General features: G+C 57.8%; 15 protein-coding genes and 1 pseudogene. 5 read left to right on the top strand and 11 right to left on the bottom strand.

Annotated elements, in window-relative coordinates; translation table 11 throughout:
* Positions 1 to 122 precede the first annotated feature (122 nt).
* Positions 123 to 1,199 (bottom strand): annotated as a pseudogene (locus NH344_RS10815) (DUF294 nucleotidyltransferase-like domain-containing protein); the annotation flags it as partial.
* A 607-nt stretch (positions 1,200 to 1,806) separates the two neighbouring features.
* Here NH344_RS10815 and NH344_RS10810 point away from each other — a divergent pair.
* The 4 genes from NH344_RS10810 to NH344_RS10795 all read left to right on the top strand — a co-directional run bounded on the left by NH344_RS10810 (position 1,807) and on the right by NH344_RS10795 (position 8,559).
* On the top strand, positions 1,807 to 2,067 hold the full coding sequence (locus tag NH344_RS10810) for a DUF4212 domain-containing protein (protein ID WP_044628717.1): 261 nt from the start codon (positions 1,807 to 1,809) through the stop codon (positions 2,065 to 2,067).
* Between the two features lie 6 nt (positions 2,068 to 2,073).
* Positions 2,074 to 3,855, top strand: coding sequence for a sodium:solute symporter family protein (locus NH344_RS10805; protein WP_137093286.1), 1,782 nt, complete (start codon positions 2,074 to 2,076; stop codon positions 3,853 to 3,855).
* 103 nt (positions 3,856 to 3,958) lie between these two features.
* Positions 3,959 to 4,489 (top strand): hypothetical protein, encoded by a 531-nt coding sequence (locus tag NH344_RS10800; protein WP_062362249.1) that lies wholly within the window; start codon positions 3,959 to 3,961, stop codon positions 4,487 to 4,489.
* A 128-nt stretch (positions 4,490 to 4,617) separates the two neighbouring features.
* The gene (locus tag NH344_RS10795) at positions 4,618 to 8,559 is read left to right on the top strand and encodes a NahK/ErcS family hybrid sensor histidine kinase/response regulator (RefSeq protein WP_253027900.1); all 3,942 of its coding nucleotides are present in this window, start codon (positions 4,618 to 4,620) and stop codon (positions 8,557 to 8,559) included.
* A gap of 72 nt (positions 8,560 to 8,631) precedes the next feature.
* Here the strand turns inward: NH344_RS10795 and NH344_RS10790 are convergent, their stop codons facing one another.
* The 3 genes from NH344_RS10790 to NH344_RS10780 form a co-directional block, all read right to left on the bottom strand.
* Positions 8,632 to 9,294: a response regulator transcription factor gene (locus NH344_RS10790; RefSeq protein WP_016916171.1), complete on the bottom strand. Its 663-nt coding sequence runs from the start codon at positions 9,292 to 9,294 to the stop codon at positions 8,632 to 8,634.
* 270 nt (positions 9,295 to 9,564) lie between these two features.
* A complete protein-coding gene (acs, locus tag NH344_RS10785) occupies positions 9,565 to 11,514 on the bottom strand; it encodes an acetate--CoA ligase (RefSeq protein ID WP_044628721.1) in 1,950 nt (649 codons plus the stop codon).
* 169 nt (positions 11,515 to 11,683) lie between these two features.
* Positions 11,684 to 12,190 (bottom strand): SprT-like domain-containing protein, encoded by a 507-nt coding sequence (locus NH344_RS10780; protein WP_228168337.1) that lies wholly within the window; start codon positions 12,188 to 12,190, stop codon positions 11,684 to 11,686.
* A gap of 129 nt (positions 12,191 to 12,319) precedes the next feature.
* Here NH344_RS10780 and NH344_RS10775 point away from each other — a divergent pair, with 129 nt between their 5' ends.
* Positions 12,320 to 12,994, top strand: a complete 675-nt coding sequence (locus NH344_RS10775) for a YecA family protein (protein WP_044628723.1) — start codon at positions 12,320 to 12,322, stop codon at positions 12,992 to 12,994.
* A gap of 3 nt (positions 12,995 to 12,997) precedes the next feature.
* Here the strand turns inward: NH344_RS10775 and NH344_RS10770 are convergent, their stop codons facing one another.
* The 7 genes from NH344_RS10770 to ampD form a co-directional block, all read right to left on the bottom strand.
* Entirely contained in the window at positions 12,998 to 14,119 is a 1,122-nt protein-coding gene (locus NH344_RS10770; protein WP_044628724.1) for a phospholipase D-like domain-containing protein, read from the bottom strand.
* Between the two features lie 37 nt (positions 14,120 to 14,156).
* Positions 14,157 to 14,867 (bottom strand): class I SAM-dependent methyltransferase, encoded by a 711-nt coding sequence (locus NH344_RS10765; protein WP_044628725.1) that lies wholly within the window; start codon positions 14,865 to 14,867, stop codon positions 14,157 to 14,159.
* Entirely contained in the window at positions 14,864 to 15,565 is a 702-nt protein-coding gene (tsaB, locus tag NH344_RS10760) for a tRNA (adenosine(37)-N6)-threonylcarbamoyltransferase complex dimerization subunit type 1 TsaB (protein ID WP_044628726.1), read from the bottom strand. Before tsaB ends, NH344_RS10765 begins: the two co-directional genes overlap by 4 nt.
* A gap of 112 nt (positions 15,566 to 15,677) precedes the next feature.
* Complete coding sequence (adk, locus tag NH344_RS10755; protein ID WP_253027899.1) at positions 15,678 to 16,331, bottom strand: adenylate kinase; 654 nt, start codon at positions 16,329 to 16,331, stop codon at positions 15,678 to 15,680.
* Positions 16,332 to 16,595: 264 nt separating this feature from the next.
* On the bottom strand, positions 16,596 to 18,608 hold the full coding sequence (gene aceF / locus NH344_RS10750; protein WP_044628728.1) for a pyruvate dehydrogenase complex dihydrolipoyllysine-residue acetyltransferase: 2,013 nt from the start codon (positions 18,606 to 18,608) through the stop codon (positions 16,596 to 16,598).
* Between the two features lie 58 nt (positions 18,609 to 18,666).
* Positions 18,667 to 21,339: a pyruvate dehydrogenase (acetyl-transferring), homodimeric type gene (gene aceE, locus NH344_RS10745; RefSeq protein ID WP_253027898.1), complete on the bottom strand. Its 2,673-nt coding sequence runs from the start codon at positions 21,337 to 21,339 to the stop codon at positions 18,667 to 18,669.
* A gap of 400 nt (positions 21,340 to 21,739) precedes the next feature.
* A complete protein-coding gene (gene ampD, locus NH344_RS10740; RefSeq protein WP_062362219.1) occupies positions 21,740 to 22,321 on the bottom strand; it encodes a 1,6-anhydro-N-acetylmuramyl-L-alanine amidase AmpD in 582 nt (193 codons plus the stop codon).
* Positions 22,322 to 22,377 lie beyond the last annotated feature (56 nt).

Genomic DNA, 22,377 nt, shown 5'->3' with positions numbered 1-22,377 from the left:
GGGCCTCGTCGACGTTGATATCGCTGATGGTCATATCACCGCATAGGTGTGCCGAATGATGCTGTGCACTATGCCAGAAAAATCAGCTGGTTGGCGATACCCCATCCGCAGCCACCTGAATAGTTACGATCGGTTTTGAGGATCTGCTCGCCGCGTCCTTCGCTGCCCATCACCATTAAGCAGCTTTGGGTGTGGTACTGCTCAGGCACTGTGAAGCTCCACGCTTTGCTCATAATGCGCCCGTTCAGCGCCGCCAACAGATCCATGGCAAAACGCAGCTTTACGCCCTGCGCCATCAGCGCATTCACTAATTCCGGCGTACGCTGGCTGGCCGCCGCCAGCGCTTCCAGACTGTTGGCCTGCTCCACCTGCAGGCTGACCACGTAGCTACGGCTAGAGAAGAAGCTCAACACGTCCATTAGCTCAACGACGCCTTTAACACTCTCCCCTTCCATTACCACCACCCGCGCCACTTTATGGCGGGTCATTAAAATCAGCGCTTCAAACAGGTACTGCTCGGGAGCTACCGTGACCAAGGAGACGTTGGCCAGCGCTTCAACCGGTGTTGCCTGGGTGCAGTTACCCAATACCAACCCATTGAGCAGATCGGTTTTGGTCACCATGCCCAGGGCGCCTGCAGTAGCGACCAGTAGACTGTCGGCATGACTGTCATTTAGCTGTCGAACAGCGTCATGAATACTCTTTGAGGCATCAATGAGCAGCGGCTCGCGCATACACTCATTCACTTTGGCCAGCATAAAGCCCGCCATAGTGACGCCGCCTTCGGCGCGTTTTTCGGTGAGCAGGCGCGCTTTGTGTGAGAGCGACTGCTTAAAGAACTGCTCAAACGGTGGATAGTGACGGCACAGTTGAGTAAACAGCGCTTTAGGCATCACATAGCACAGGCACTCTTGTTCAGCTTGGAAGCGGTAGCGGCTTTTGCCGTTGAGGATACTGATGGCGCCAAACAAATCGCCTGCGGTATAGTGGCCAATGCGCGCACTAGCAGCAGGCAGGGTGGGATCAAGTTCGGCGACCTCGCCTTTATGAATCAAGAAAACGGATTCGCCCGCCTGGCCCATCTCCAGAATAATTTCATCGCGGTCAAAGTAGGCAAGATCCATCCCGCGACGAACATGATCGCGCCCCGCCTCATCCATCAGCGTAAACGGTAGCTGGGAGAGATCCATTTCTACCATGGGCGACCTCGCTTAAGGGCAGGGGTTGGGAAGTAAAACGAACGGTTTGACTACTTTTCAACTCATTCACTTATTATACTTTAAGCTATAGCGCTAACGTCTTAACGACGTTCGTTTAGCGACTAAAGTAGTGTCTTTTTTAAACTCTCTTAAAACGATTAAACATCACTCATTAAGGTAGCAAACATTACTTTTAACCGAGCCATAGACCATTGTCCTATCACCGGCCACGCGGCGTTTAAAGAGCGCTGAAAGGCCATCAAAAATAATGCTTTATATTCAAAACAGCCAATTTCACTGCCTTGCAAAGAGCACCTGATACCAAAGTCTGGGATTTATTTTTTGCAATTATTGCCCAGTATTATCAACGAGTCATACAGGGTAATCGCACGACACCTATCTAACGCACTTCAAACCGCTGACGATAACTTGCCGATCACCCAATAACGACACAAGACGGCTTAACAATAAGAAGGTGACGTGCCTGGCAACACTGTCTTACCGCCCAACACCCAGCGCGGTTTTCTATGCGGGGTCGCCCTGATGAACCAAACGCTATCTTGAGTTCACTTTCCAACCCTAAAAATCACAACTGGAGAGCAACACAATGGCAGACGATAAATCCAATGCTGCTGAATACTGGAAGGCCAACGTCCGGCTAATCTTCGGATGCCTCATGGTTTGGGCATTTGTCTCCTATGGATGTGCCATCCTGTTCCGTCCGCTACTCGCGGGCATTCCCGTTGGCGGAACGGACCTGGGCTTCTGGTTTGCTCAGCAAGGCTCCATTCTTACCTTCATCGTGCTGATCTTCTTCTACGCCTGGAGAATGAACGCGCTCGACAAAAAATACGGCCTGGGGGAGTAAGCCAGCATGAGCCAGTTTGCAATTAACTTACTGTTTGTTGGCGCCTCGTTTGCCCTCTATATCGGGATTGCGATATGGGCGCGAGCGGGCTCCACCAAAGACTTCTATGTCGCCGGTGGCGGCGTACACCCGATCACCAACGGCATGGCCACAGCGGCCGACTGGATGTCGGCGGCATCCTTTATCTCTATGGCGGGCTTGCTCGCTTCTGGCGGCTACGCTAACTCCACCTTCCTGATGGGCTGGACCGGGGGCTACGTTATCCTGGCGATGCTACTTGCCCCTTACCTGCGTAAGTTCGGCAAGTTCACCGTTCCAGATTTCATCGGCGACCGCTTCTACAGTAACACCGCGCGTTTAGTGGCGATTGTGTGTTTGATCGTAGCCTCGGTGACCTACGTTATCGGCCAGATGACCGGTGCAGGCGTTGCGTTCTCCCGCTTCCTAGAAGTGAGCAACACCTGGGGTATCTGGATCGCCGCGTTTATCGTCTTCCTTTACGCTGTTTTCGGCGGTATGAAAGGCATCACGTATACGCAGGTTGCTCAGTACGTGGTACTGATCATCGCCTACACTATCCCGGCGGTGTTTATCGCCATGCAGCTTACCGGCAACCCAATCCCGATGTTCGGCATGTTCAGCACACATACAGAGTCCGGCATTCCGTTACTCACGAAGCTTGACGATGTGGTCAATGCACTGGGTTTCCAAGACTACACCGCAGACGTTGATAACAAGCTGAACATGGTGTTGTTCACTCTATCGCTGATGGTCGGTACTGCCGGTCTGCCCCACGTTATTATCCGCTTCTTTACTGTACCGAAAGTAGCCGATGCACGTTGGTCAGCGGGCTGGGCACTTGTCTTCATCGCACTGCTGTATTTAACCGCTCCTGCGGTTGGCTCAATGGCACGTCTCAACCTGGCTACAACCGTCTATCCAGATATGACTGGGCAGGTGGAAAACTATGAAGAAGCCACTCTTAACCCCATCCTCTATGAAGATCGCCCTGACTGGTTCCGCACCTGGGAAGAGACTGGCCTGATTACCCATACCGACCTGAACAACGATGGTCGTATCCAGATGTACAACAATGCGGCTGATTTTTCTGATCGCGGCTGGGAAGGTAACGAGCTAGAAGTAAACAACGACATCCTGGTATTGGCGAACCCTGAAATTGCCAACCTCCCAAGCTGGGTAGTGGGCTTGATCGCAGCGGGCGGTATCGCAGCGGCTCTCTCCACGGCAGCGGGTCTGCTCTTGGCGATCTCGTCAGCGATCAGTCATGACTTGATCAAGACCATGATCAACCCGAAAATTTCTGAAAAAGGCGAAATGCTGGCAGCACGTATCTCCATGGCCGGTGCGATCCTACTAGCAACTTACTTGGGCCTTAACCCACCTGGGTTTGCCGCTCAAACGGTAGCACTTGCCTTCGGTATTGCCGGTGCCTCGCTGTTCCCTGCGCTGATGATGGGTATCTTCTCTAAGCGCATGAACAACAAAGGCGCAGTTGCCGGTATGCTGGCAGGTCTGATCTGCACCCTGCTCTATATCTTCACCTACCTGGGCTGGTTCTTTGTTCCGGGCACCAACATGCTGGCCAATACGCCGGATAACTGGATACTGGGCATTTCACCGCTCTCGTTTGGTGCTGTAGGCGCGCTGATCAACTTCGCTGTGGCCTTCGTTGTCTCTAACGCCACCGATGCGCCGCCGCAAGAAATTCAGGACCTGGTGGAAAGCGTACGCTATCCGAAAGGTGCTGGTGCAGCGGTTGATCACTAAGTCATAATCGTTCCACCCTATTGCGCGTCGGCCAATAGCGAACGGAACCACCTTCCATCGGGCTTCCTTAGGGAAGCCCGATGGCTTTTCAGAAGGAAATAGTATGATTTGGCACTTAGTGGCCGCTGTGTTTGCAGGCCTTGCCGCGGCAGGTATCGGCCTATTGCTTCGAACAATCAGCCGTAAGCGGCTACCCAAATGGATCGTGCCGGTGTTTGGTGGGCTGGGCATGCTGGGTTATCAGGTTCAATTTGAGTATGACTGGTTCGAGCATAAGCAACTGCAGCTGCCGGAAACGGCCCAAGTGATTTCCAGCGACACGTCCAGCAACATGTGGCGACCCTGGACGTTTATTTTCCCGATCACCACCACTTTTAGTGTGGTGGATAGCGAGAATGTACGTGCCCAAACCGTCGATGGCGATCTAGTGGCCGAGTTTATTCTTTACCAGTTTGAGCGCCGCCATACGGACCTGATCACCACGCAGCCCTACATCCTCAACTGCTCAAGCCGAGAGCTGATTCCGCTAAACTCAGAGACCGGGGGCGCGGATCTCAATGAGCTACGCACTCTCCGCGACACCTCACCGCTGCTGACCACCGTTTGCCAACTGGCCAACGAACGGCAGACGTAGCGCCTCCCCTTCGCCTAGAATGGAGCCCTTTACTGGGCGAAGGTCGGTTTAGACGTGCTGTTTAGACGTACTGCTCAGTACGCGCTATTTAAAGGTACAGTTAAAAGTACGATTGGTGAGGAGACACTATGTTTCATGGCGGGCTGCTGGTCGCGGTGTCACTACTCTATATTGCCGTGCTGTTCGGCATTGCCTGGTACGGCGACCGCCGCGCGCGCACCCATGGCGCCAGCCGCCGCCGCCCCATCATCTACAGCCTGGCGCTGGCGATCTACTGCACGTCATGGACCTTCTACGGCGCGGTGGGTCAAGCTGCCACCGCAGGCTGGTCGTTTGCCAGCATCTTCGTGGGGCCTATTCTGACGTTTTTGCTCTTCTGGCCTGTGCTGGCGAAGATGATCCGCGTTGCCAAGCACCAAAACGTCACCTCCATTGCCGACTTCATCGCCTCCCGTTACGGTAAAACCCAATCGCTGGCCGCCTTTGCTAGCCTGGTCGCCCTTGTCGGCACCCTGCCCTACATCGCGCTACAGCTAAAAGCGGTCTCCACCACGTTCAGCGTGCTCACCGACGCTTCCGATGTTACTCATACGCCACTGTTTGGCGATACGGCCTTTTATGTGGCAGTGGTGATGGCCATTTTTGCCATTCTATTCGGCACGCGGCATACCGATGCCACTGAACACCATGAAGGTTTAATCCACGCCGTCGCGTTTGAGTCATTGGTCAAGCTGCTGGCCTTTGTCGTGCTCGGCGCTTTTGTTACCTGGGGCATGTTCGATGGCCTGGGTGAGCTGATGGGGCACGCAGAGAGTCAGCTTGAACTTCAGCGCCAGCTCGCTAATCAGGATTTTGGCCAGAGTTTCTGGGCGCAGACCCTGCTCGCCATGCTGGCGATCCTGTGTCTACCCCGCCAGTTTCATGTGGCGGTGGTCGAGAACATTCACCCTGACGACGCCACTAAAGCGCGCTGGCTGTTTCCGCTTTACTTGCTGGCGATTGCCTTTTTCGTAGTCCCCCTGGCCGCCGCTGGTCTGCTGCTGTTTTCAGAAAGCGGTGTGGAGCCCGACACCTATGTGCTCGCCCTTTCCATGGCCTCCGGCCAGCAGTGGCTAACGCTGCTCACGTTTATCGGCGGATTCTCTGCCGCAACGGGCATGGTGATTGTGGCGGCGGTGGCGGTCTCCATCATGATCTCGAACGAAATAGTGATCCCGGCGCTTTTCAGGCTGCGCTGGTTTGACACCAAAGCCCGTGACTATGGCCGCTTGGTGCTGCGCGCTCGCCGCCTCACCATTGTGGCAGTGCTAGCGATGGCGTACGGCTTTTATCAGCTGATTGGCGAATTCACCTCGCTGGCCTCCATCGGCATGCTCTCGTTTGCAGCGGCGGCCCAGTTTGCTCCGGCGCTGATTGGCGGGCTGTACTGGAAGCGCGGCAACCGCTTAGGCGTCATTGTGGGCATGAACGTGGGCTTTGCTATTTGGGCGTACAGCCTGCTCATGCCCGCCATGATTAACGCTGGTGTACTGCCTCAAGCGTGGCTTGCTGGTGGCCCGCTGGGGCTTAACTGGCTGTCGCCCACGGCGCTGTTTGGCCTGAACATGGGCGATGCCTTTACCCATGGCGTGATGCTTTCGCTAGGGGTCAATCTGTTCTGCTATATCTTTGTCTCACAGATTACCTCCCAGCGGGTGGTCGAACGCATTCAGGCGTCGCTGTTTGTGGATAGCGTCGAAACCCGCCAAACCTCCGTTAATCGCCCCTGGACAGGGGCCACAACGGTGGGCGATTTGAAAGTGCTGTGTGAGCGCTTCTTAGGCGCGGGCCAAGTCGACCGTGCTTTTGATGATTACGCACGCAGAGCGGGCAAGCCGCTGGATGACGGCACCCGCGCCTCCATCGACGTGATCCAATTTACCGAGCGGTTTCTCGCGTCTGTCCTGGGGGCATCGTCGGCGCGGATCGTGGTGAACTCTGCACTTCAAGGGCGAGGCATTGGTATTTCCGATGTGATCTCCATCGTGGATGAAGCCTCCCAGGTACTGGAGTTCAACCGTGCCCTGCTGCAGGCCACCATCGAAAACATCAACCAAGGCATCAGCGTGGTCGACCAGAACCTGCGCCTAGTGGTGTGGAACCAGCGCTATTTAGAGCTGTTCCGCTTCCCCGACCACATCATTCGCGTCGGTGCACCGATGGATCGTATCTTCCGCTATAACGCCCATAACGGCGAGTACGGGCCTGGCGACCCGGAAGAGCACGTGCAGCTACTGCTGGATAACATTCGCGATGGTCAGCCCCACCGCTACGTGCGCTACCGTCAGGACGGCAGTGTGCTGGAAGTACAGGGCAACCCGATGCCCGGCGGCGGCTTTGTGTATACCTATCAGGATATTACCCAGCAAAAGCGTATCGAAGAGGCGCTGATCCGCTCGGAAAACAATATCCGCATCTATACCGATAACGTTCCCGCCCTTATCGCCTACTTCGATAAAGAGAGCCGCTACCTGTTTACCAACCGCGCCTACGAGCAGGCGTTCAGCATCGACCGCAACGCGGTGATCGGGCGGCGCTACGAAGACGTGCTGCCGGTGAAACAGGCCGAAGAGCGGGTGCCCTGGGTACAGCGCACCCTGGCCGGTGAGCGGGTCAGTTTTGAAGTCTCCATGCGGGTCAACGACGCCATGCGCTATATGCTGGTGACCTATACGCCTCACTTTGGCGACAGCCAATCGATTTTGGGTTTCTTCGCTCTGTATCAAGACATTACCGAGCGTCGCCAAGCGGAAATCGCCCTGAAAGAGACTAACGAAACCCTGGAAGAGCGGGTGCGCGAACGTACCCAAGCACTCTCGGAGGCCAACGCCGCTCTGCGCCAGGAGAACCGTGTGCGCGCCGAAGCGGAGCAGGCACTGCGCCAAGCGAAACAGCTCGCGGAAGACGCCAACGCCTCGAAAACCCGCTTCCTGGCTGCCGCCAGCCACGACCTACTGCAACCTCTGAATGCCGCGCGCTTGTTTACCTCTGCGCTGATGCAGAACGTCACCGCCAGCGACACCCAGCGCACCATTGGCCATATCGATAACTCGCTGCAAGCGGCCGAAGAGCTACTAGGCACGCTGCTGGACATCTCCAAGCTGGATGCAGGGGCGCTGACACCTCGGCGCAGCCACTTTGCCCTGGCCGATATTTTCCGCCCACTACGCGCTGAGTTTGAGGTGATGGCCGATGATCGCGGCTTGGATCTTGACGTTGTGCCCACTCAGCAGTGGGTGGATTCCGACCCGCAGATGCTGCGCCGGATCGTGCAGAACTTCCTCTCCAACGCGATTCGCTACACTCAAGAGGGGCGCGTGCTGCTTGGCTGCCGCCGCCAAGGAGGGCGACTGCTGATCGAAGTATGGGACAGCGGGCCAGGGATTCCCGAATCCAAATTGACGGAGATATTTCAGGAGTTCCGACGCCTCGATCAGGTTTCCCGTCATAAAGAGAGTGAAAAAGGCCTGGGGCTGGGACTCTCCATCGCTGATCGCATGAGCCGAGTGCTCGACCACCCTATCAAAGTGCGCTCCTGGGAAGGCGTTGGCACTGTGTTCTCGGTCAGCGTCCCCATCGTTGCGGCCCGAGAAATAACCGTCGCCGATCAGGAGCCCAGTGGCCGTCGTAGCGGTAATAAGCTGGCGGGCACACGGATTGTGTGTATCGACAACGAAACGCTGATTCTAGAAGGCATGACTGCGATGCTCAGCGGCTGGGGCTGCGAAGTGTTTACCGCCACCAGCATCGGTGGGGCAAAGTCGATTCTACGCAATATGGACGGTGATCCTGACGCCATCCTGGCAGATTATCACCTGGATAACGAGGTCACCGGCCTGATGGCGCTAGAAGCACTTAGCGAGCGCTTCACGGGTGCGGTACCAGGGATTGTCATCACCGCCGACCGCACCGAAGTTGTGGCAGAAGAGGTCAAACGGGCGGGCTACCAGCTGTTGTTAAAGCCCGTAAAACCCGCCGCCCTGCGAGCGCTGCTTACCCGTACTCTCCAGGCCAGCCGCGCCAAACCGTAAAGCAGGGCCGAAAACAGCCGCGCCGCGCTTAGAAAGCTCCAAGCGCGGCGCGGCTAGCCTATCCGTTAGCCGTTAGGACTCGACCTTTGGCGGCTCCACTTCCAGCTTCTGTGCGGCAATAACTGCCTGAGTGCGCGAGTGCACGCCCAGCTTGCGCAGAATGGCCGTCACATGGGCTTTAATAGTCGCTTCTGACACATTCAGCTCGTAGGCAATTTGCTTATTCAGCAGGCCTTCGGTCAGCATGTTCAGCACGCGAAACTGCTGGGGTGTTAGCGAGGCAATCGCCTCAGCAAAGCGCGACTCCTCTTCACTGGTCTCTTCCAGTACGTTGGCTAGTGCTTCCGGTAACCACACCTCACCCTGCAGAATCTCGCCGACCGCTTCCGCGATCAGTTGCAGCGACGATGACTTAGGAATAAAACCAGAGGCACCGTAGTCGATGGCACGACGCACCACGTAGGGCTCATCGCTGCCGGACACGACGGCTACCGGAATATCCGGCATCTGCCCGCGCAACTGAATCAACCCCGAAAAGCCGTGGGCACCAGGCATATGAAGATCCAGCAGAATTAAATCCGCATCGGGGTGTCGATTAACGACCTCCGTGGTGGCTTCCATGGTGTCGGCTTCGACAATCTCGGCCTGGGGGGCCAACTGGCGCAACGCCTGGGTAAGCGCTGCGCGAAACAGCGGATGGTCGTCAGCGACGATAAACTTATGGGCTACTGCCATGGATTTTCCTCCGGTTCCTCGAGCAGCGGGGTTGCCTGCCGCCGCGACGCTAGGCTCATACGGTTGAAGCATGGTACCCCATGGGCTTCATCATGCCCAAGCATCACATGCACAATTTGTTATTGGAACGTCATTCAAACAGAAACAGCGGTGCCGGCTCATGGCCGGCACCGCAACAGACTAACGCAGTTTTCCCTGATTCAATAAATCCAGGCGTGACGCTGGTCATTGAAAACAGCCCCCACAAGACGATTCATGGGGGTGCTTCCCTTACTGGTTGGCACGATGTTCGATCAGGTCATCGACCACCGACGGGTCTGCCAGCGTGCTGGTATCGCCCAGACCATCGCACTCGTTGGCGGCAATTTTGCGCAGAATGCGGCGCATAATTTTACCTGAACGCGTTTTCGGCAGCCCCGGCGCCCACTGGATAACATCCGGCGAGGCAATAGGGCCGATATCTTTACGCACCCACTGGGTCAGCTCTTTCTTTAGCTCGTCCGTGGGGTCGATACCGTCGTTCAGGGTCACGTAGATGTAGATGCCCTGGCCTTTGATATCGTGGGGGAAGCCCACTACAGCCGCTTCGGCCACGGCAGAGTGCGCCACCAGCGACGACTCGATCTCGGCGGTGCCCATGCGGTGGCCGGAGACGTTCAGCACGTCGTCCACCCGGCCGGTGACCCAGTAGTAGCCATCCTCATCACGACGGCAGCCGTCGCCCGTGAAGTACATGCCGTCGTAGGTAGAGAAATAGGTCTGAACGAAGCGCTCATGATCGCCCCAAATAGAGCGCGCTTGCCCCGGCCAGGAGTCCAGAATCACCAGGTTGCCCTCGGTGGCTCCTTCGAGTTGGTGGCCTTCGTTATCGACCAGGGCAGGTTTGACGCCAAAGAAAGGCGTGGTCGCCGAGCCTGGTTTCAGGTCGGTGGCCCCCGGCAGCGGCGCAATCATGATGCCGCCGGTTTCTGTCTGCCACCAAGTATCCACAATCGGGCACTTCTCGTTGCCGATCACGCGGTAGAACCACTCCCACGCTTCGGGATTAATCGGCTCCCCCACCGACCCCAGTAAGCGCAGCGAATCACGCTTGCTGGAATCCATCACGTTGTCGCCATGAGCCATCAGCGCACGCACGGCTGTGGGCGCGGTGTAGAGGATATTGACCTGATGCTTATCGACGATTTCACCCATGCGACCGTGGGTCGGATAGCTCGGTACGCCCTCGAACATCAGCGTCGTGGCACCGTTTGCCAGCGGACCGTAAACGATATAGCTATGGCCGGTCACCCAACCCACGTCCGCCGTACACCAGTAGATTTCGCCCTCTTGATAGTCGAACACATACTGATGCGTCATGGCGGCGTAAGTCAGGTAACCGCCGGTAGTGTGCTTCAAGCCTTTCGGCGCGCCGGTGGAGCCTGAAGTGTAGAGAATGAACAGCGGGTCTTCCGCGTTCATCGCCTCGGCCGGGCACTCGCTGGACTGTTTGTCGACCAGCTCATCAAACCAGATATCTCGGCCTTCCTGCCAGTCGATCTCACCGCCGGTGCGCTTCACAACCAGCACGTTTTTGCACACATCGGTTCCGTCACGCTTGAGCGCGGAGTCGACGTTCTCTTTCAGCGGCACATGCTTGCCGCCGCGAACCGACTCATCGGCAGTGATCACCAGTTTGGAATCTGCGCCGATGACCCGCTGGGCCACAGCGTCTGGCGAGAAGCCGCCAAATACCACCGAGTGCACCGCACCGATACGGGCGCAGGCCAACATGGCCATGGCCGCTTCGGGAATCATCGGCATATACAGCGTTACTGTATCGCCTTTCTGAACACCCAGCGATTTCAAGCCGTTTGCTAGCTGATTGGTGCGCTCGTAAAGTTCGCGATAACTAATATGTTTGGATTCGTTGGGGTTATCGCCTTCCCAAATAATCGCCGTTTGGTCGCCACGCTTCTCTAGGTGGCGATCTAAGCAGTTCGCCGCGACGTTAAGTTCGCCGTCTTCAAACCAGCGGATATCGACGTTATCTCGGGCGAACGAGGTGTTTTTGATTTTGCTGGGGGTTTTAATCCAGTCGAGGCGTTTTGCTTGCTCGCCCCAGAAACCTTCTGGGTCGTCCATGGACTGCTGATACATTGCCGCATATTTATCTTTATCGGCCCATGCCTTGGCAGCGATGCTATCGCGCACTGGATAGACGTTTTTATGCTCGCTCATGAAATTGCCTTTGTCCGTGAAGTTGCACTCTCTAGAAAATGGTGTCGGCCTTATTATTGACTACACCGACGCGCGTAATATTCACCTAGCATAAACCTGTCCTGAACGGCTTCCCTTTAGACATTGGTATTATCATTTTTTATTTTAAAAACAATGATTTAAAATAGCATCACAGGTTTTTAAATGCGCTGTAGACCAAGGTCTGATCACAATGGCGGCAACGATAACGACGCCCCTTTACCACCAAGGCATGACGTCTGGCGGTAAAATGATGGACTTGGCAGCCACACTCATACCGATAAGGACGCGGTTGGGAACGCTGAATATCAAAGCGGTGAGTCACCCGTGGCACCAAGCCAAACAGATTTCGCATCACTGACTGCCACTCGCGGCCGTGGGGCTTTAAGCGCGTGCCGTTGGCCAGATGAAAGACCAGCCAGTGGGCCATCTCGTGGGGAATCACTTCATCGAAGAAGGCCTGTCGATTGTCTTTCAACAGCACTGGGTTAAAGCGTAGTCCACCCCGCCCAAGATGCGCCTGCCCTGCTGAAGCACCTTTCAAATCAAACCATACCTTTGGGGCTGGCAGCGCTGGGTAGACTTCTCGGCAGCGTGCCAGGGCCTGCGCCACGCGCTCTTGAGCCGCCTGAAGCAGCGCGTCATGAGAACGCGACATGAGCTCATCGCGCGGCCAAGGGGGCAGTGGTGACGTCTTCATTAGTGATAAACTAGCCATTAGTAACGTTGCTCGATTGTGACGGATCGACAGCGGTTTTCAAAGATGACGTTGACCACGAGGCTCCCCATGGCAGAGCGCAATACCGTGACCGAAGCAAACTCGCCCGACAATGCCCCGCCTCAGCCGCTGCTTGATGATGAACAGCTCGACAGGCTGGATGATTTTCTCGATTCAGAGCAAGTGGGCGAAGATGCCCTCGATCTGATCTCGGCCCATGGCTTTCTAGTCGCCTTGGCGGTTGCCCCTAGCGAGCAGCCCACCGAGCAGTGGCTAGAGGAGCTATTCCAAGGCGAACCCAACTACCGCGACGCCGCCGAGCGCGAAGAGATCATCCAGCTGCTGACGCTACTGCGCGACAACACCATGGCGGTACTGGAGCAAGGTGGCCTACCGGAGCTGCCCTTCGAGCTAACGCTGGATGGCCTGCCCGCCGAGGAAACCCCTATTGGCGACTGGTGTGCAGGCTTTATGGAGGGCGTATTCAGCGACGAGAGCGCCTGGTTCCAGGATGACGAAGAGGCAGCCGCCACCCTGCTGCTGCCCTTCATGCTGCTCTCGGGTCTGTTTGACGACGAACCCGACATGGCCGAGATGGCCAGCGATCAGGCCAATCAGGAAGCGCTGGTGGCCCAGCTGCCCGAACTGGTGCTCGACCTCTACCTGCACTACCGCGTACCCCCCGAGACGCCCAAACCCAAGCCCCGCAAGAAAACCCCTGCCAAGGGCAAAAAGCGCAAGTAGCCGCTACTTGAGCCGCGTCACCAGGCCATCCAGCGCGCCATATACCCACTCCCGGGCGCGCTGCCACCAGGGCCGCGCGGCCCAGGCATGGGCATCCACCTCTTGGCTGGCGGCAAAGTTACGCTCGAAAAGCGCCTGCACTTCGCAGGCAAACGCCGAGTCCTCGATCTCCTGATTGGCCTCTAGGTTCCAGTGTAGGTTCCAGTGGTCAAAGTTACAGGAGCCGAGGCTAACCCACTCATCGGCCAGGACGAACTTGGCGTGTATAAAAGTCGGCTGGAACTCGAAAATACGCACGCCCGCTCTCAGCAGCCCTTGATAAAAACGCTGACCCGCATAGCGCACGCCGGGGTGGTCGTGCTTGGCACCGGGCAGTAGCAGACGAACGTCGACGCCTCGCTGGGCGGCTCGAATCAGGCGACGACGCAGCGCAAATGTCGGCACAAAATAGGGCGTACATAACCACAGTCGTTGGCGAGACTGGTGGACCCGCGCGTAGAGTGAGTGCCGAATGGCCTGGTAGCGATAGCCACGCCCCGAGATGACCCTGCCCCTGACACCCTCTTCCTGCGGCTCGGCTACCCGCGCCTCCGGCAGTGCCAGACGCGGCCCTTGCGGGGACGCATAGCGGGTCAGCCGCGAACACCACAAGCGACGAAACAGCGCCTCCCAGTCGGCCACCACGGGCCCTTCGACCCGGGCGGCGATTTCGTACCAGGCCTCCAGGAATTCATCCACCGCGCCAAACCCGCCCGTGAAGGCTACCTCGCCATCCACCACCACGATCTTGCGGTGGTCACGGCTAAGATTGCGTGCCAGCGAGTGGAAGCCAATCGGGTTGAACAGCTGCAAGGCCACGCCCGCTGCCTGCAAACGTTCACGGTCGCTTCGCTCCAACCCCATGGCGCCATAGCCATCTAGCAATAGATAGGTTTTCACCCCTCGCCGCGTTGCGGCTTCTAACGCGTCAATGACTTGGTTTGCGAGCTCGCCGGACTCCATCAAATAGAGCTCCACCAGCACGTAGTGCTGCGCCTGACTCACCGCCTCAAACATCGCCGGTAAAAAGCGCGATGCTTCCGGCAGCAGAATCACACGATTTCCTTCTCGCCACTCGTGCTGCATAGAGACTCCTTCTCTTGCTACGCTGCTTCATCCACGCTCAGCGGCTGAGTGAACGATGAACGTACAGATCGTAGCGGCTCGTTTTGCCTTCCAGCGTGTGCTGCGGCGCAGGCCCAGCAATGGGCGGCGCCTTACGCGGGCGTTTCACCACCACGCGGTGGGTTGCCACCTCCAGCGCCGCTGCTAATAAGCGCGGGGCATCGTCATCATCCCCGGCCAGCTCACGAAACACGCGCATCTCTTTTTTCACCAGCGCGGACTTTTCGCGATGGGGGAACATGGGGTCCAGATGAATGACCTGAGGCGCAAACTCAGCATCAGCGATGAGAGCTGCCAACTGTTCCGCGGCGTCGCCATGGCGAAGTGCCATTCGCCCGGCAATCAATGCCGTTTCATCTGCGCTAGCGGCACGTTCAAGGCCATCTTGCAGCAGCGCCGCAATGGCTTCGACCCGCTCAATCATTAGCACCTGCGCGCCTAGGCTTGCCAACACAAAGGCGTCGCGGCCAAGGCCTGCTGTGGCATCAACCACGCTCGGCGTGATGCCCTTGGTAAGCCCGCAGGCTTTGGCCACCAATTGCCCACGGCCGCCGCCGAACTGACGGCGGTGCGCGGCCTTGCCCGAGACAAAATCAACGCTGAGCGGCTTGCCGTACTGGCGCTCATCCCCCGCTAAGGCAAGCTGACCATTCACATACCCCAGGGTTAGCCCTGGCGGCAGGGCCACCTGTGGCACCGGCTGGCTCATGCCGGTTTTTTCCAGGCAACATTATTGCGCAAGTACACCGGCTGCGCTTCATGGGCCGCCCGGCCTAAGCCTGCGTCCAAGTCGCGCGCGGCCAGCCAGGCCATCTCCTCTGCGCGCGGTTCTAAGTCCGTGAGATGTTGCGACATACTGGCCTGCACGCCGACAGCAAACTCATCCCACAGGCTAAAGCCCGAGCCTACGCCCACCCAATCGGTCTCGTCGGCCGGCAAGCAGAATGCACTGGGCGCGATGACGACCTCGTCACTTTGTAAGCTTAGGGTATCGTTCAAGCAGTGCCAGGTGGCCGCATACACTTCGCCCATGCGCGCATCCAACGCGGTGACTACATGGCGAAAGTGATAACGCCGATGCGCTTGTAGCGCGAGCGCCTCCAAGGTCGAAATGCCGAGCAGCGGGCAGTCCAAGCCAAACGCCAGGCCTTGGGCAGCACCGGCCGCAATGCGCAGGCCGGTAAACGAACCGGGGCCACGCCCGAACGCAATGGCGTTCAGCGCTTGTGGGGCAATGCCCGCATCAGCGAGCAGCTCATCCACCATCGGCATCAAGCGCTTGGTGTGCGCGCGTGGCGTCATTTCATAGCGCGCCAAACAGTCACGCTGACCGCTTGCTTGGCGGAGCAAAGCCGCAGAACAGGCGCTGGAGGAGGCATCCAGTGCCAGAAGGTATAACGACGACATAGCGGTGTTGCACTCCGTAAAAATAGGCCTCTAGTATACCGTCACACGCCTGAAACGACGATGGCCCGCAGGAAGCCTGCGGGCCATCGTGACACGTGACGCTGCGGCGCGCTTAGCTCAGCGCTTCTTTCACCTGGCGCGTGATGTCCGCCACGCTGCCCACGCCTTCGACGCGGTGATACTGCGGCGCGGCGGCCGGGTCCTCTTTCGCCCACTGCTGGTAGTAGTCCACCAGCGGCGCGGTTTGTTCGTGGTAGACCGACAGGCGGTTACGCACCGTGGACTCTTGGTCGTCTTCACGCTGGATCAGCGCTTCACCGGTCACATCGTCTTTACCCGGTTCTTTGGGCGGATTGTGCTCGATGTGATACACGCGACCAGAGGCCGGGTGTACGCGGCGACCTGCCAAACGGCTGACGATCTCTTCATCCGGCACGGCGATTTCCAGTACGTGATCGAGTTTCACACCGCCCTCCTTCATGGCATCTGCCTGAGGAATGGTGCGCGGGAAGCCGTCAAACAGGAACCCATTCTCACAGTCGGGCTGGCTAATACGCTCTTTGATCAGGTCGATGATGATGTCATCCGACACCAGACCACCGCTGTTCATAATCTCTTTAACCTTCAGGCCCAGCTCAGTGCCGTCCTTGATAGCGGCGCGCAGCATATCCCCGGTGGAAATTTGGGGAATCTTGAACTGCTCACAAATAAACTGAGCCTGAGTCCCCTTCCCTGCGCCGGGGGCACCCAACAGGATTAAACGCATGGCACTGCTCCTTGAATGATCGTCTTGAATGGTAGTGATAGATGAAATCAATGAACCGACAATAACCGTGCCGTTCAGGCGACACAACTCCCCAAAAGCCTGAGAGCACGATTATTTTGTGTTTTTTTGAGCAAAAACAGCAAAGTGGCCAGCGTTAGTACTTTGGTCACCCTGTTTGCGCCAAGCCACCGTTTACACGGCTAAGCCGTTTAAACACAAGCGGCGCCCGAAAGGGCGCCGCTTGTGGCTTGCTCGTATGATCGCTTACAGCAGCAAGCGACGGATATCGGTGAGCACGTCCGCCAGGAAGGCGGTGAATCGCGCTGCATCCGCACCGTTGATCGCGCGGTGATCGTAGGAGAGTGACAGCGGCATCATCAAGCGCGGCTGGAAAGCACTGCCATCCCATACCGGCTTCATCTGCGCTTTCGATACACCCAAGATCGCGACCTCAGGGGCGTTGACGATCGGCGTGAAGGCCGTGCCACCAATCGAACCCAGGCTCGAAATGGTGAAGCAGCCACCGGTCATCTCTTCCCGCTTGAGCTTCTTGGTTTGCGCTTTCTTGCCCAGCTCCGCCATCTCCTTGGCAATCTCAATCAAGGACTTCTTATCGGCGTCGCGCAGCACGGGCACCATCAGACCGTCCGGCGTATCCACCGCGATACCGATATGGACGTACTTCTTCCATACCAGCGTATCGCCGTCGCCTTTCAAGCTGACGTTGAACTGCGGGAACTTGCGCAGTGCAAAGGCACACGCCTTGACCAGGAAGGGCAGCGGCGTGAGCTTGGCTCCCTGGGCTTCGGCTTCCGCCTTCATAGCTTTACGGAAGTTCTCAAGCTCGGTGATGTCGGCTTCATCGAACTGAGTCACATGGGGTACGTTGAGCCAGCTGCGGTGCAGGTTCGTTGCGCCCATCTTGAGCAGGCGACCCATCGGCTTCTCTTCCACTTCACCAAACTGGCTGAAGTCGACTTCCGGCACGGCGGGGATACCTGCACCACCGCTGGCAGCAGGAGCGGCTGCCTGGGCTTTGCCCTGGTTCGCAATGGCTTGCTTAACGTACGCTTGTACGTCCTCTTTCAGCACGCGGTCTTTCGGGCCGCTGGGCTTCACGAGGCCAAGGTCGACGCCTAGCTCACGGGCCAGCATGCGTACTGCGGGTCCTGCGTGAACCAGCTTGCCGTCACGCGGCTTATGCGCGGCCATTTGCGCTTCGGGGCTGGGAGAACCCGCCGGAGAAGCCTGCTTGGCGCTGGGTGCGCTCTGCGGCTTGCTATCCGCCTTTTCAGGAGCCGCTTTTTTGGGTGCGGCTTTCTTGGCACCCGCGACTTCCATATAGCCGATCACGTCACCTTCGGAGACCGTATCACCCTCTTTGACGGTGAGCTCCAGAATCTTGCCCTTGAAGGGGCTTGGCACGTCCATGGAGGCTTTGTCAGACTCCAGAGTGATCAGCGGGTCTTCGATGTCAACTTCATCGCCAGCGGCAACACCAATTTCGATAATCGGCACGTCAGAAGAGCCTGACAGATCCGGCACGCGAATCTCTTTGCGTTCGGGCTCGCCGCTGCCGCCCTCTTCTTCGGCCGCATCGTCTTCGGCGTCGGCAGATTGGTTAGCGGTGGCAGACTCGTCAGCCTGCTCAGGCGCGTCCGCGTCGTCGGTATCGTCACCTTCGCCCGCGATCTCCATCTGGCCAATCACGTCGCCTTCGGAAACGGTGTCGCCCTCTTTCACCGTTAGCGACACGATCTTACCGCTGTGCGGGCTAGGCACGTCCATGGAAGCCTTGTCAGACTCCAGGGTGATCAACGGGTCTTCAGCGTTGACGTCATCGCCTTCGCTCACGGCGACTTCGATGATCTCGACGTTATCGGAGCCGCCAAGGTCAGGCACCTTGATGTCGACGGTCTGCTTGCCACCGCTGGCTTTCTTCGGCGCAGGGGCCGCTTCTGGCTGCTTGGCGGGCGCGTCGGCTTCGGGCTGGCTGTCTTCTGCGGCGGCTTCTGGCTCGGCATCGCTCTCACCGCCACCTTCCACTTCCAGCTCAACGATATCGTCGCCTTCGGAGACTTTATCGCCCTCTTTCACCAACACTTTGACCACCTTGCCGCCTTTCGGGGCCGGTACATCCATGCTGGCTTTGTCGGATTCCAGAGTGATCAGGGTGTCTTCCGCTTCGATGACGTCGCCTTCTGACACCGCAATCTCGATGATTTCGACATCGGTATCCCCACCGATGTCGGGAACTTTGATGATTTCGCTACTCAAGGTCGCGCTCCTTCCAAATCGGATCGAGCCGGCGGACATCTGTCCGCCGGGCAGCGGTTTAGCTGGTCAGCGGGTTCGGCTTGTTGGCATCGATGCCATATTTCTTCAGCGCTTCGCCAACCTGCTTGCGATCAAGCTCACCACGGTCGGCCAGCGCACGCAGCGCAGCAACGGTGACGAAGTAGCGGTCTACTTCGAAGAAGTAGCGCAGCTTCTCGCGGGTATCAGAACGACCAAAGCCGTCGGTACCCAACACGGTGTAATCACTGGGCACCCAAGCACGTACTTGATCCGCGTAGAGCTTCATGTAGTCGGTAGACGCAATCACCGGGCCATCACGACCTTCCAGGCACTTGGTAACGTGGGGCTTGTTGGCCTCGGCATCCGGGTTGAGGAACGCTTCACGCTCCAGCAGCAGCGCTTCACGACGCAGCTCGTTGAAGCTGGTCACGCTCCAGATGTCCGCCCCGATGCCCCAGTCGTTGGCCAGCAGCTCAGCGGCAGCTTCCACTTCACGCAGAATGGTGCCGGAACCCAGCAGCTGAACGCGCCCTTTGTCACCCTGGGTCTCTTTAAGCAGGTACATGCCCTTGACGATGTCGTCGGCCGGTACGTTCTCAAGCTCGGGGTGCTCGTAGTTCTCGTTCATCACGGTCAGGTAGTAGAAGCAGCTCTCTTTGTCCGTGAACATGCGCTTCAGACCGTCTTGCACGATGACCGCAACTTCATGGGCGTACGTCGGGTCGTAGCTGCGGCAGTTGGGGATGGTGGAGGCCTGAATCAGGCTGTGGCCATCCTGGTGCTGCAGGCCTTCGCCGTTGAGCGTGGTACGCCCGGCGGTGCCGCCGACCATAAAGCCACGCGCCTGCAGGTCGCCTGCGGCCCATGCCAAATCACCAATACGCTGGAAGCCGAACATCGAGTAGTAGATGTAGAACGGCAGCAAGGTGATGTTGTTGTTGCTGTAGGAAGTCGCAGCGGCGATCCACGCCGACATCGCGCCTGCCTCTGTAATGCCTTCCTCGAGTACCTGACCTTTCTGGTCCTCGCGGTAGTACATGATCTGGCCTTTATCGACCGGCTCGTACTTCTGACCTTCGGCAGTGTAGATACCCAGCTGGCGGAACATGCCTTCCATACCGAAGGTACGGGCCTCATCGGGGACAATCGGCACAACCTGCTTGCCCAGCTGCTTGTCTTTCACCAGGCCGTTCAGGATACGCACGAAGGCCATGGTGGTTGAGATTTCGCGGCCTTTAGAACCGCCCATCTGAGAAGCAAACGTCTTGTCTTCCAGGCTGGGGATTTCCAGCGCTTCGAAATCGCTGCGGCGGCTCGGCAGGTAGCCGTTGAGACGCTCGCGCTGCAGGTGCATGTACTTGAGCTCGGGAGAGTCCTCTTCCGGCTTGTAGTACGGCACGTCTTTGAGCTGCTCGTCGGTGAGCGGAATGCCGAAGCGGTCGCGGAATTTCTTCAGCGCTTCGTACTCCATGCTCTTGACCTGGTGGGCTTCGTTGGCGGCTTCGCCATCGCCGCTGCCCATGCCGTACCCTTTAACGGTGTGCGCCAGGATGACCGTGGGCTTGCCGTTGCTGGTGTTGACCGCTTCGTGGTAAGCCGCGTAGACCTTGAACGGGTCGTGGCCACCCCGGTTGAGCTTCCAGATATCCTCGTCGGAGAGGTCTTTGACCATCGCTTCGGTTTCTGGGTACTTACCAAAGAAGTGCTCACGGGTGTAAGCACCGCCGTTCGCCTTGTAGTTCTGGTACTCGCCGTCGACCGCCTCGTCCATGCGCTTCTGAAGGATGCCTTTCTTATCCTTCTCGAACAGCGGATCCCAGAGACGACCCCAAACGACCTTGATCACGTTCCAACCGGCACCGCGGAAGACGCCTTCGAACTCGTCCATAACGCGGGAGTTGCCGCGTACCGGGCCGTCCAGGCGCTGCAGGTTACAGTTGATCACGAAGATCAGGTTATCGAGGTTCTCACGGCCCGCCAGGGAGATCGCGCCTAGGGATTCCGGCTCGTCACACTCGCCGTCGCCCATGAAGCACCAGATCTTGCGGTCGTGCATGTCTTTCAGCTCACGGTGATGCAGGTACTTCATCACGTGGGCTTGGTAGATAGCCTGAATCGGGCCAAGACCCATGGAGACCGTGGGGAACTGCCAGTAGTCCGGCATCAGCCACGGGTGCGGGTAGGAAGAGAGGCCATCGCCGTCGACTTCACGACGGAACTTGTCCATCTGCTCTTCGGTCAGGCGGCCTTCCAGGAAGGAGCGCGCATAGATACCCGGTGCCACGTGGCCCTGGATATAAATCAGGTCGCCTTCAAAGTCGCCTTTGGGGGCGCGGAAGAAGTGGTTGAAGCCCACGTCGTACAGCGTGGCGGACGACATGAAGCTTGCAATGTGGCCCCCCAGGCCCGGGTTGGCCCGGTTGTTACGAATCACCTGGGCAATCGCGTTGTAGCGAATCAGGGAACGAATGCGACGCTCCATGAACAGGTCGCCCGGCATGGGCGCTTCGCGATGAACCGGGATCGTATTACGGTGGGGGGTTGTCACCGAGAAGGGCACCTTCATCCCGTCCCGGCGCAGGCGATCCGCCAGGCGGGTCATCAGGTAGCGGGCACGATCTTCGCCCTCACGATCCAGTACCGATTCCAGGGATTCCAGCCACTCCGTGGTTTCGACCGGATCGAGATCTTCTCTTGTCTCCAGACTCATAGAGGTCTCTCCGAATGACGATAAATGACAATGAGCCCCGCCAACCCTTCGGGCCTGGGGCGGCTGCAGTGTTTGGCCACCACAGGCCTGTGAATAGCCGACGCGATGCATCGAGCAGGGGATTTTCACCCTACATTCAATGAGCTACGCTTTCATGAATGTAGTTAAGCTACAGGTATTTGGTAAAAATTAGCCTTTTGTATATGCGAAGATACCGCAAAGTCGCCACGCTGCCAATTCCGGCACGCCGCAAAAAGCCATCGAAAACAAACTATTGCACTGCAACATAAGCGCTTTATAAGACCTTTGTCGCTGCGACTAACGCCTTCTGAATGTAGTTAAACTACCGTTTTATTGTCTGCCTCAAGAACCACTTAACGCTACTTTTTAACCCACGCTTTTATCGTTTAAAGGCCGCCTGTGACAATCGCTGGCGGAAATACGCCCAATCGAAGGCGGGCCCTGGATCGGTTTTACGCAGCGGCGCTACTTTGGCATGGCTGGTGATTCGCTGTGGCGTCAAAGCCGGGTAGCGAGCCATCAGCCACCCCACCGCGTCGACGAGGGAAGTGTACTGCGCTTGGGTAAAGGGAGTGCAATCATCGCCCTCAAGTTCGATGCCCACAGAAAAATCGTTGAGCCTGGATCGCCATACGCCCAGCGCAGGGTCCCACCAGCAGGAGCGACCGGCATGCCAGGCACGCTGGTCGGTATCGACGAACTGAACGCACTCGCCGTCGCGACGGATCAACAGATGGGCCGATACCCGCAGGTGGGCGATCTCGGCAAAGAAAGGGTGTCCGTCCGGGGGCAGTCGATTGGTGAATAGCGCCTCGATGGCATCGCCCGAGAACTGCCCTGGCGGCAGGCTAATGGCGTGCAAGAGCAGCAGCGATACCTCGCCGTGAGGGCGTGCATCCTGGTTAGGCGACGCTACCTGCCGTGCCCTGGACCACTGCCCTGCCCTGTTTTCTTGGTTCATGATCGCACACGCTCCTCTACGTTAGCGTTCTGTTTCACTATAATGCCCGTCATCGA

Source organism: Halomonas sp. Ps84H-12, assembly GCF_024124725.1.
GTDB classification, from domain to species: Bacteria; Pseudomonadota; Gammaproteobacteria; order Pseudomonadales; family Halomonadaceae; genus Vreelandella; species Vreelandella aquamarina.
This window is presented reverse-complemented; position numbering and strand designations above follow the sequence as displayed.

Excerpts from the sequence above, each read along its gene's own strand:
- NH344_RS10810 (WP_044628717.1), top strand. The coding sequence starts at position 1,807 with ATGGCAGACGATAAATCCAATGCTGCTGAATACTGGAAGGCCAACGTC.
- NH344_RS10805 (WP_137093286.1), top strand. The coding sequence starts at position 2,074 with ATGAGCCAGTTTGCAATTAACTTACTGTTTGTTGGCGCCTCGTTTGCC.
- NH344_RS10800 (WP_062362249.1), top strand. The coding sequence starts at position 3,959 with ATGATTTGGCACTTAGTGGCCGCTGTGTTTGCAGGCCTTGCCGCGGCA.
- NH344_RS10795 (WP_253027900.1), top strand. The coding sequence starts at position 4,618 with ATGTTTCATGGCGGGCTGCTGGTCGCGGTGTCACTACTCTATATTGCC.
- NH344_RS10790 (WP_016916171.1), bottom strand. The coding sequence starts at position 9,294 with ATGGCAGTAGCCCATAAGTTTATCGTCGCTGACGACCATCCGCTGTTT.
- acs (WP_044628721.1), bottom strand. The coding sequence starts at position 11,514 with ATGAGCGAGCATAAAAACGTCTATCCAGTGCGCGATAGCATCGCTGCC.
- NH344_RS10780 (WP_228168337.1), bottom strand. The coding sequence starts at position 12,190 with ATGTCGCGTTCTCATGACGCGCTGCTTCAGGCGGCTCAAGAGCGCGTG.
- NH344_RS10775 (WP_044628723.1), top strand. The coding sequence starts at position 12,320 with ATGGCAGAGCGCAATACCGTGACCGAAGCAAACTCGCCCGACAATGCC.
- NH344_RS10770 (WP_044628724.1), bottom strand. The coding sequence starts at position 14,119 with ATGCAGCACGAGTGGCGAGAAGGAAATCGTGTGATTCTGCTGCCGGAA.
- NH344_RS10765 (WP_044628725.1), bottom strand. The coding sequence starts at position 14,867 with ATGAGCCAGCCGGTGCCACAGGTGGCCCTGCCGCCAGGGCTAACCCTG.
- tsaB (WP_044628726.1), bottom strand. The coding sequence starts at position 15,565 with ATGTCGTCGTTATACCTTCTGGCACTGGATGCCTCCTCCAGCGCCTGT.
- adk (WP_253027899.1), bottom strand. The coding sequence starts at position 16,331 with ATGCGTTTAATCCTGTTGGGTGCCCCCGGCGCAGGGAAGGGGACTCAG.
- aceE (WP_253027898.1), bottom strand. The coding sequence starts at position 21,339 with ATGAGTCTGGAGACAAGAGAAGATCTCGATCCGGTCGAAACCACGGAG.
- ampD (WP_062362219.1), bottom strand. The coding sequence starts at position 22,321 with ATGAACCAAGAAAACAGGGCAGGGCAGTGGTCCAGGGCACGGCAGGTA.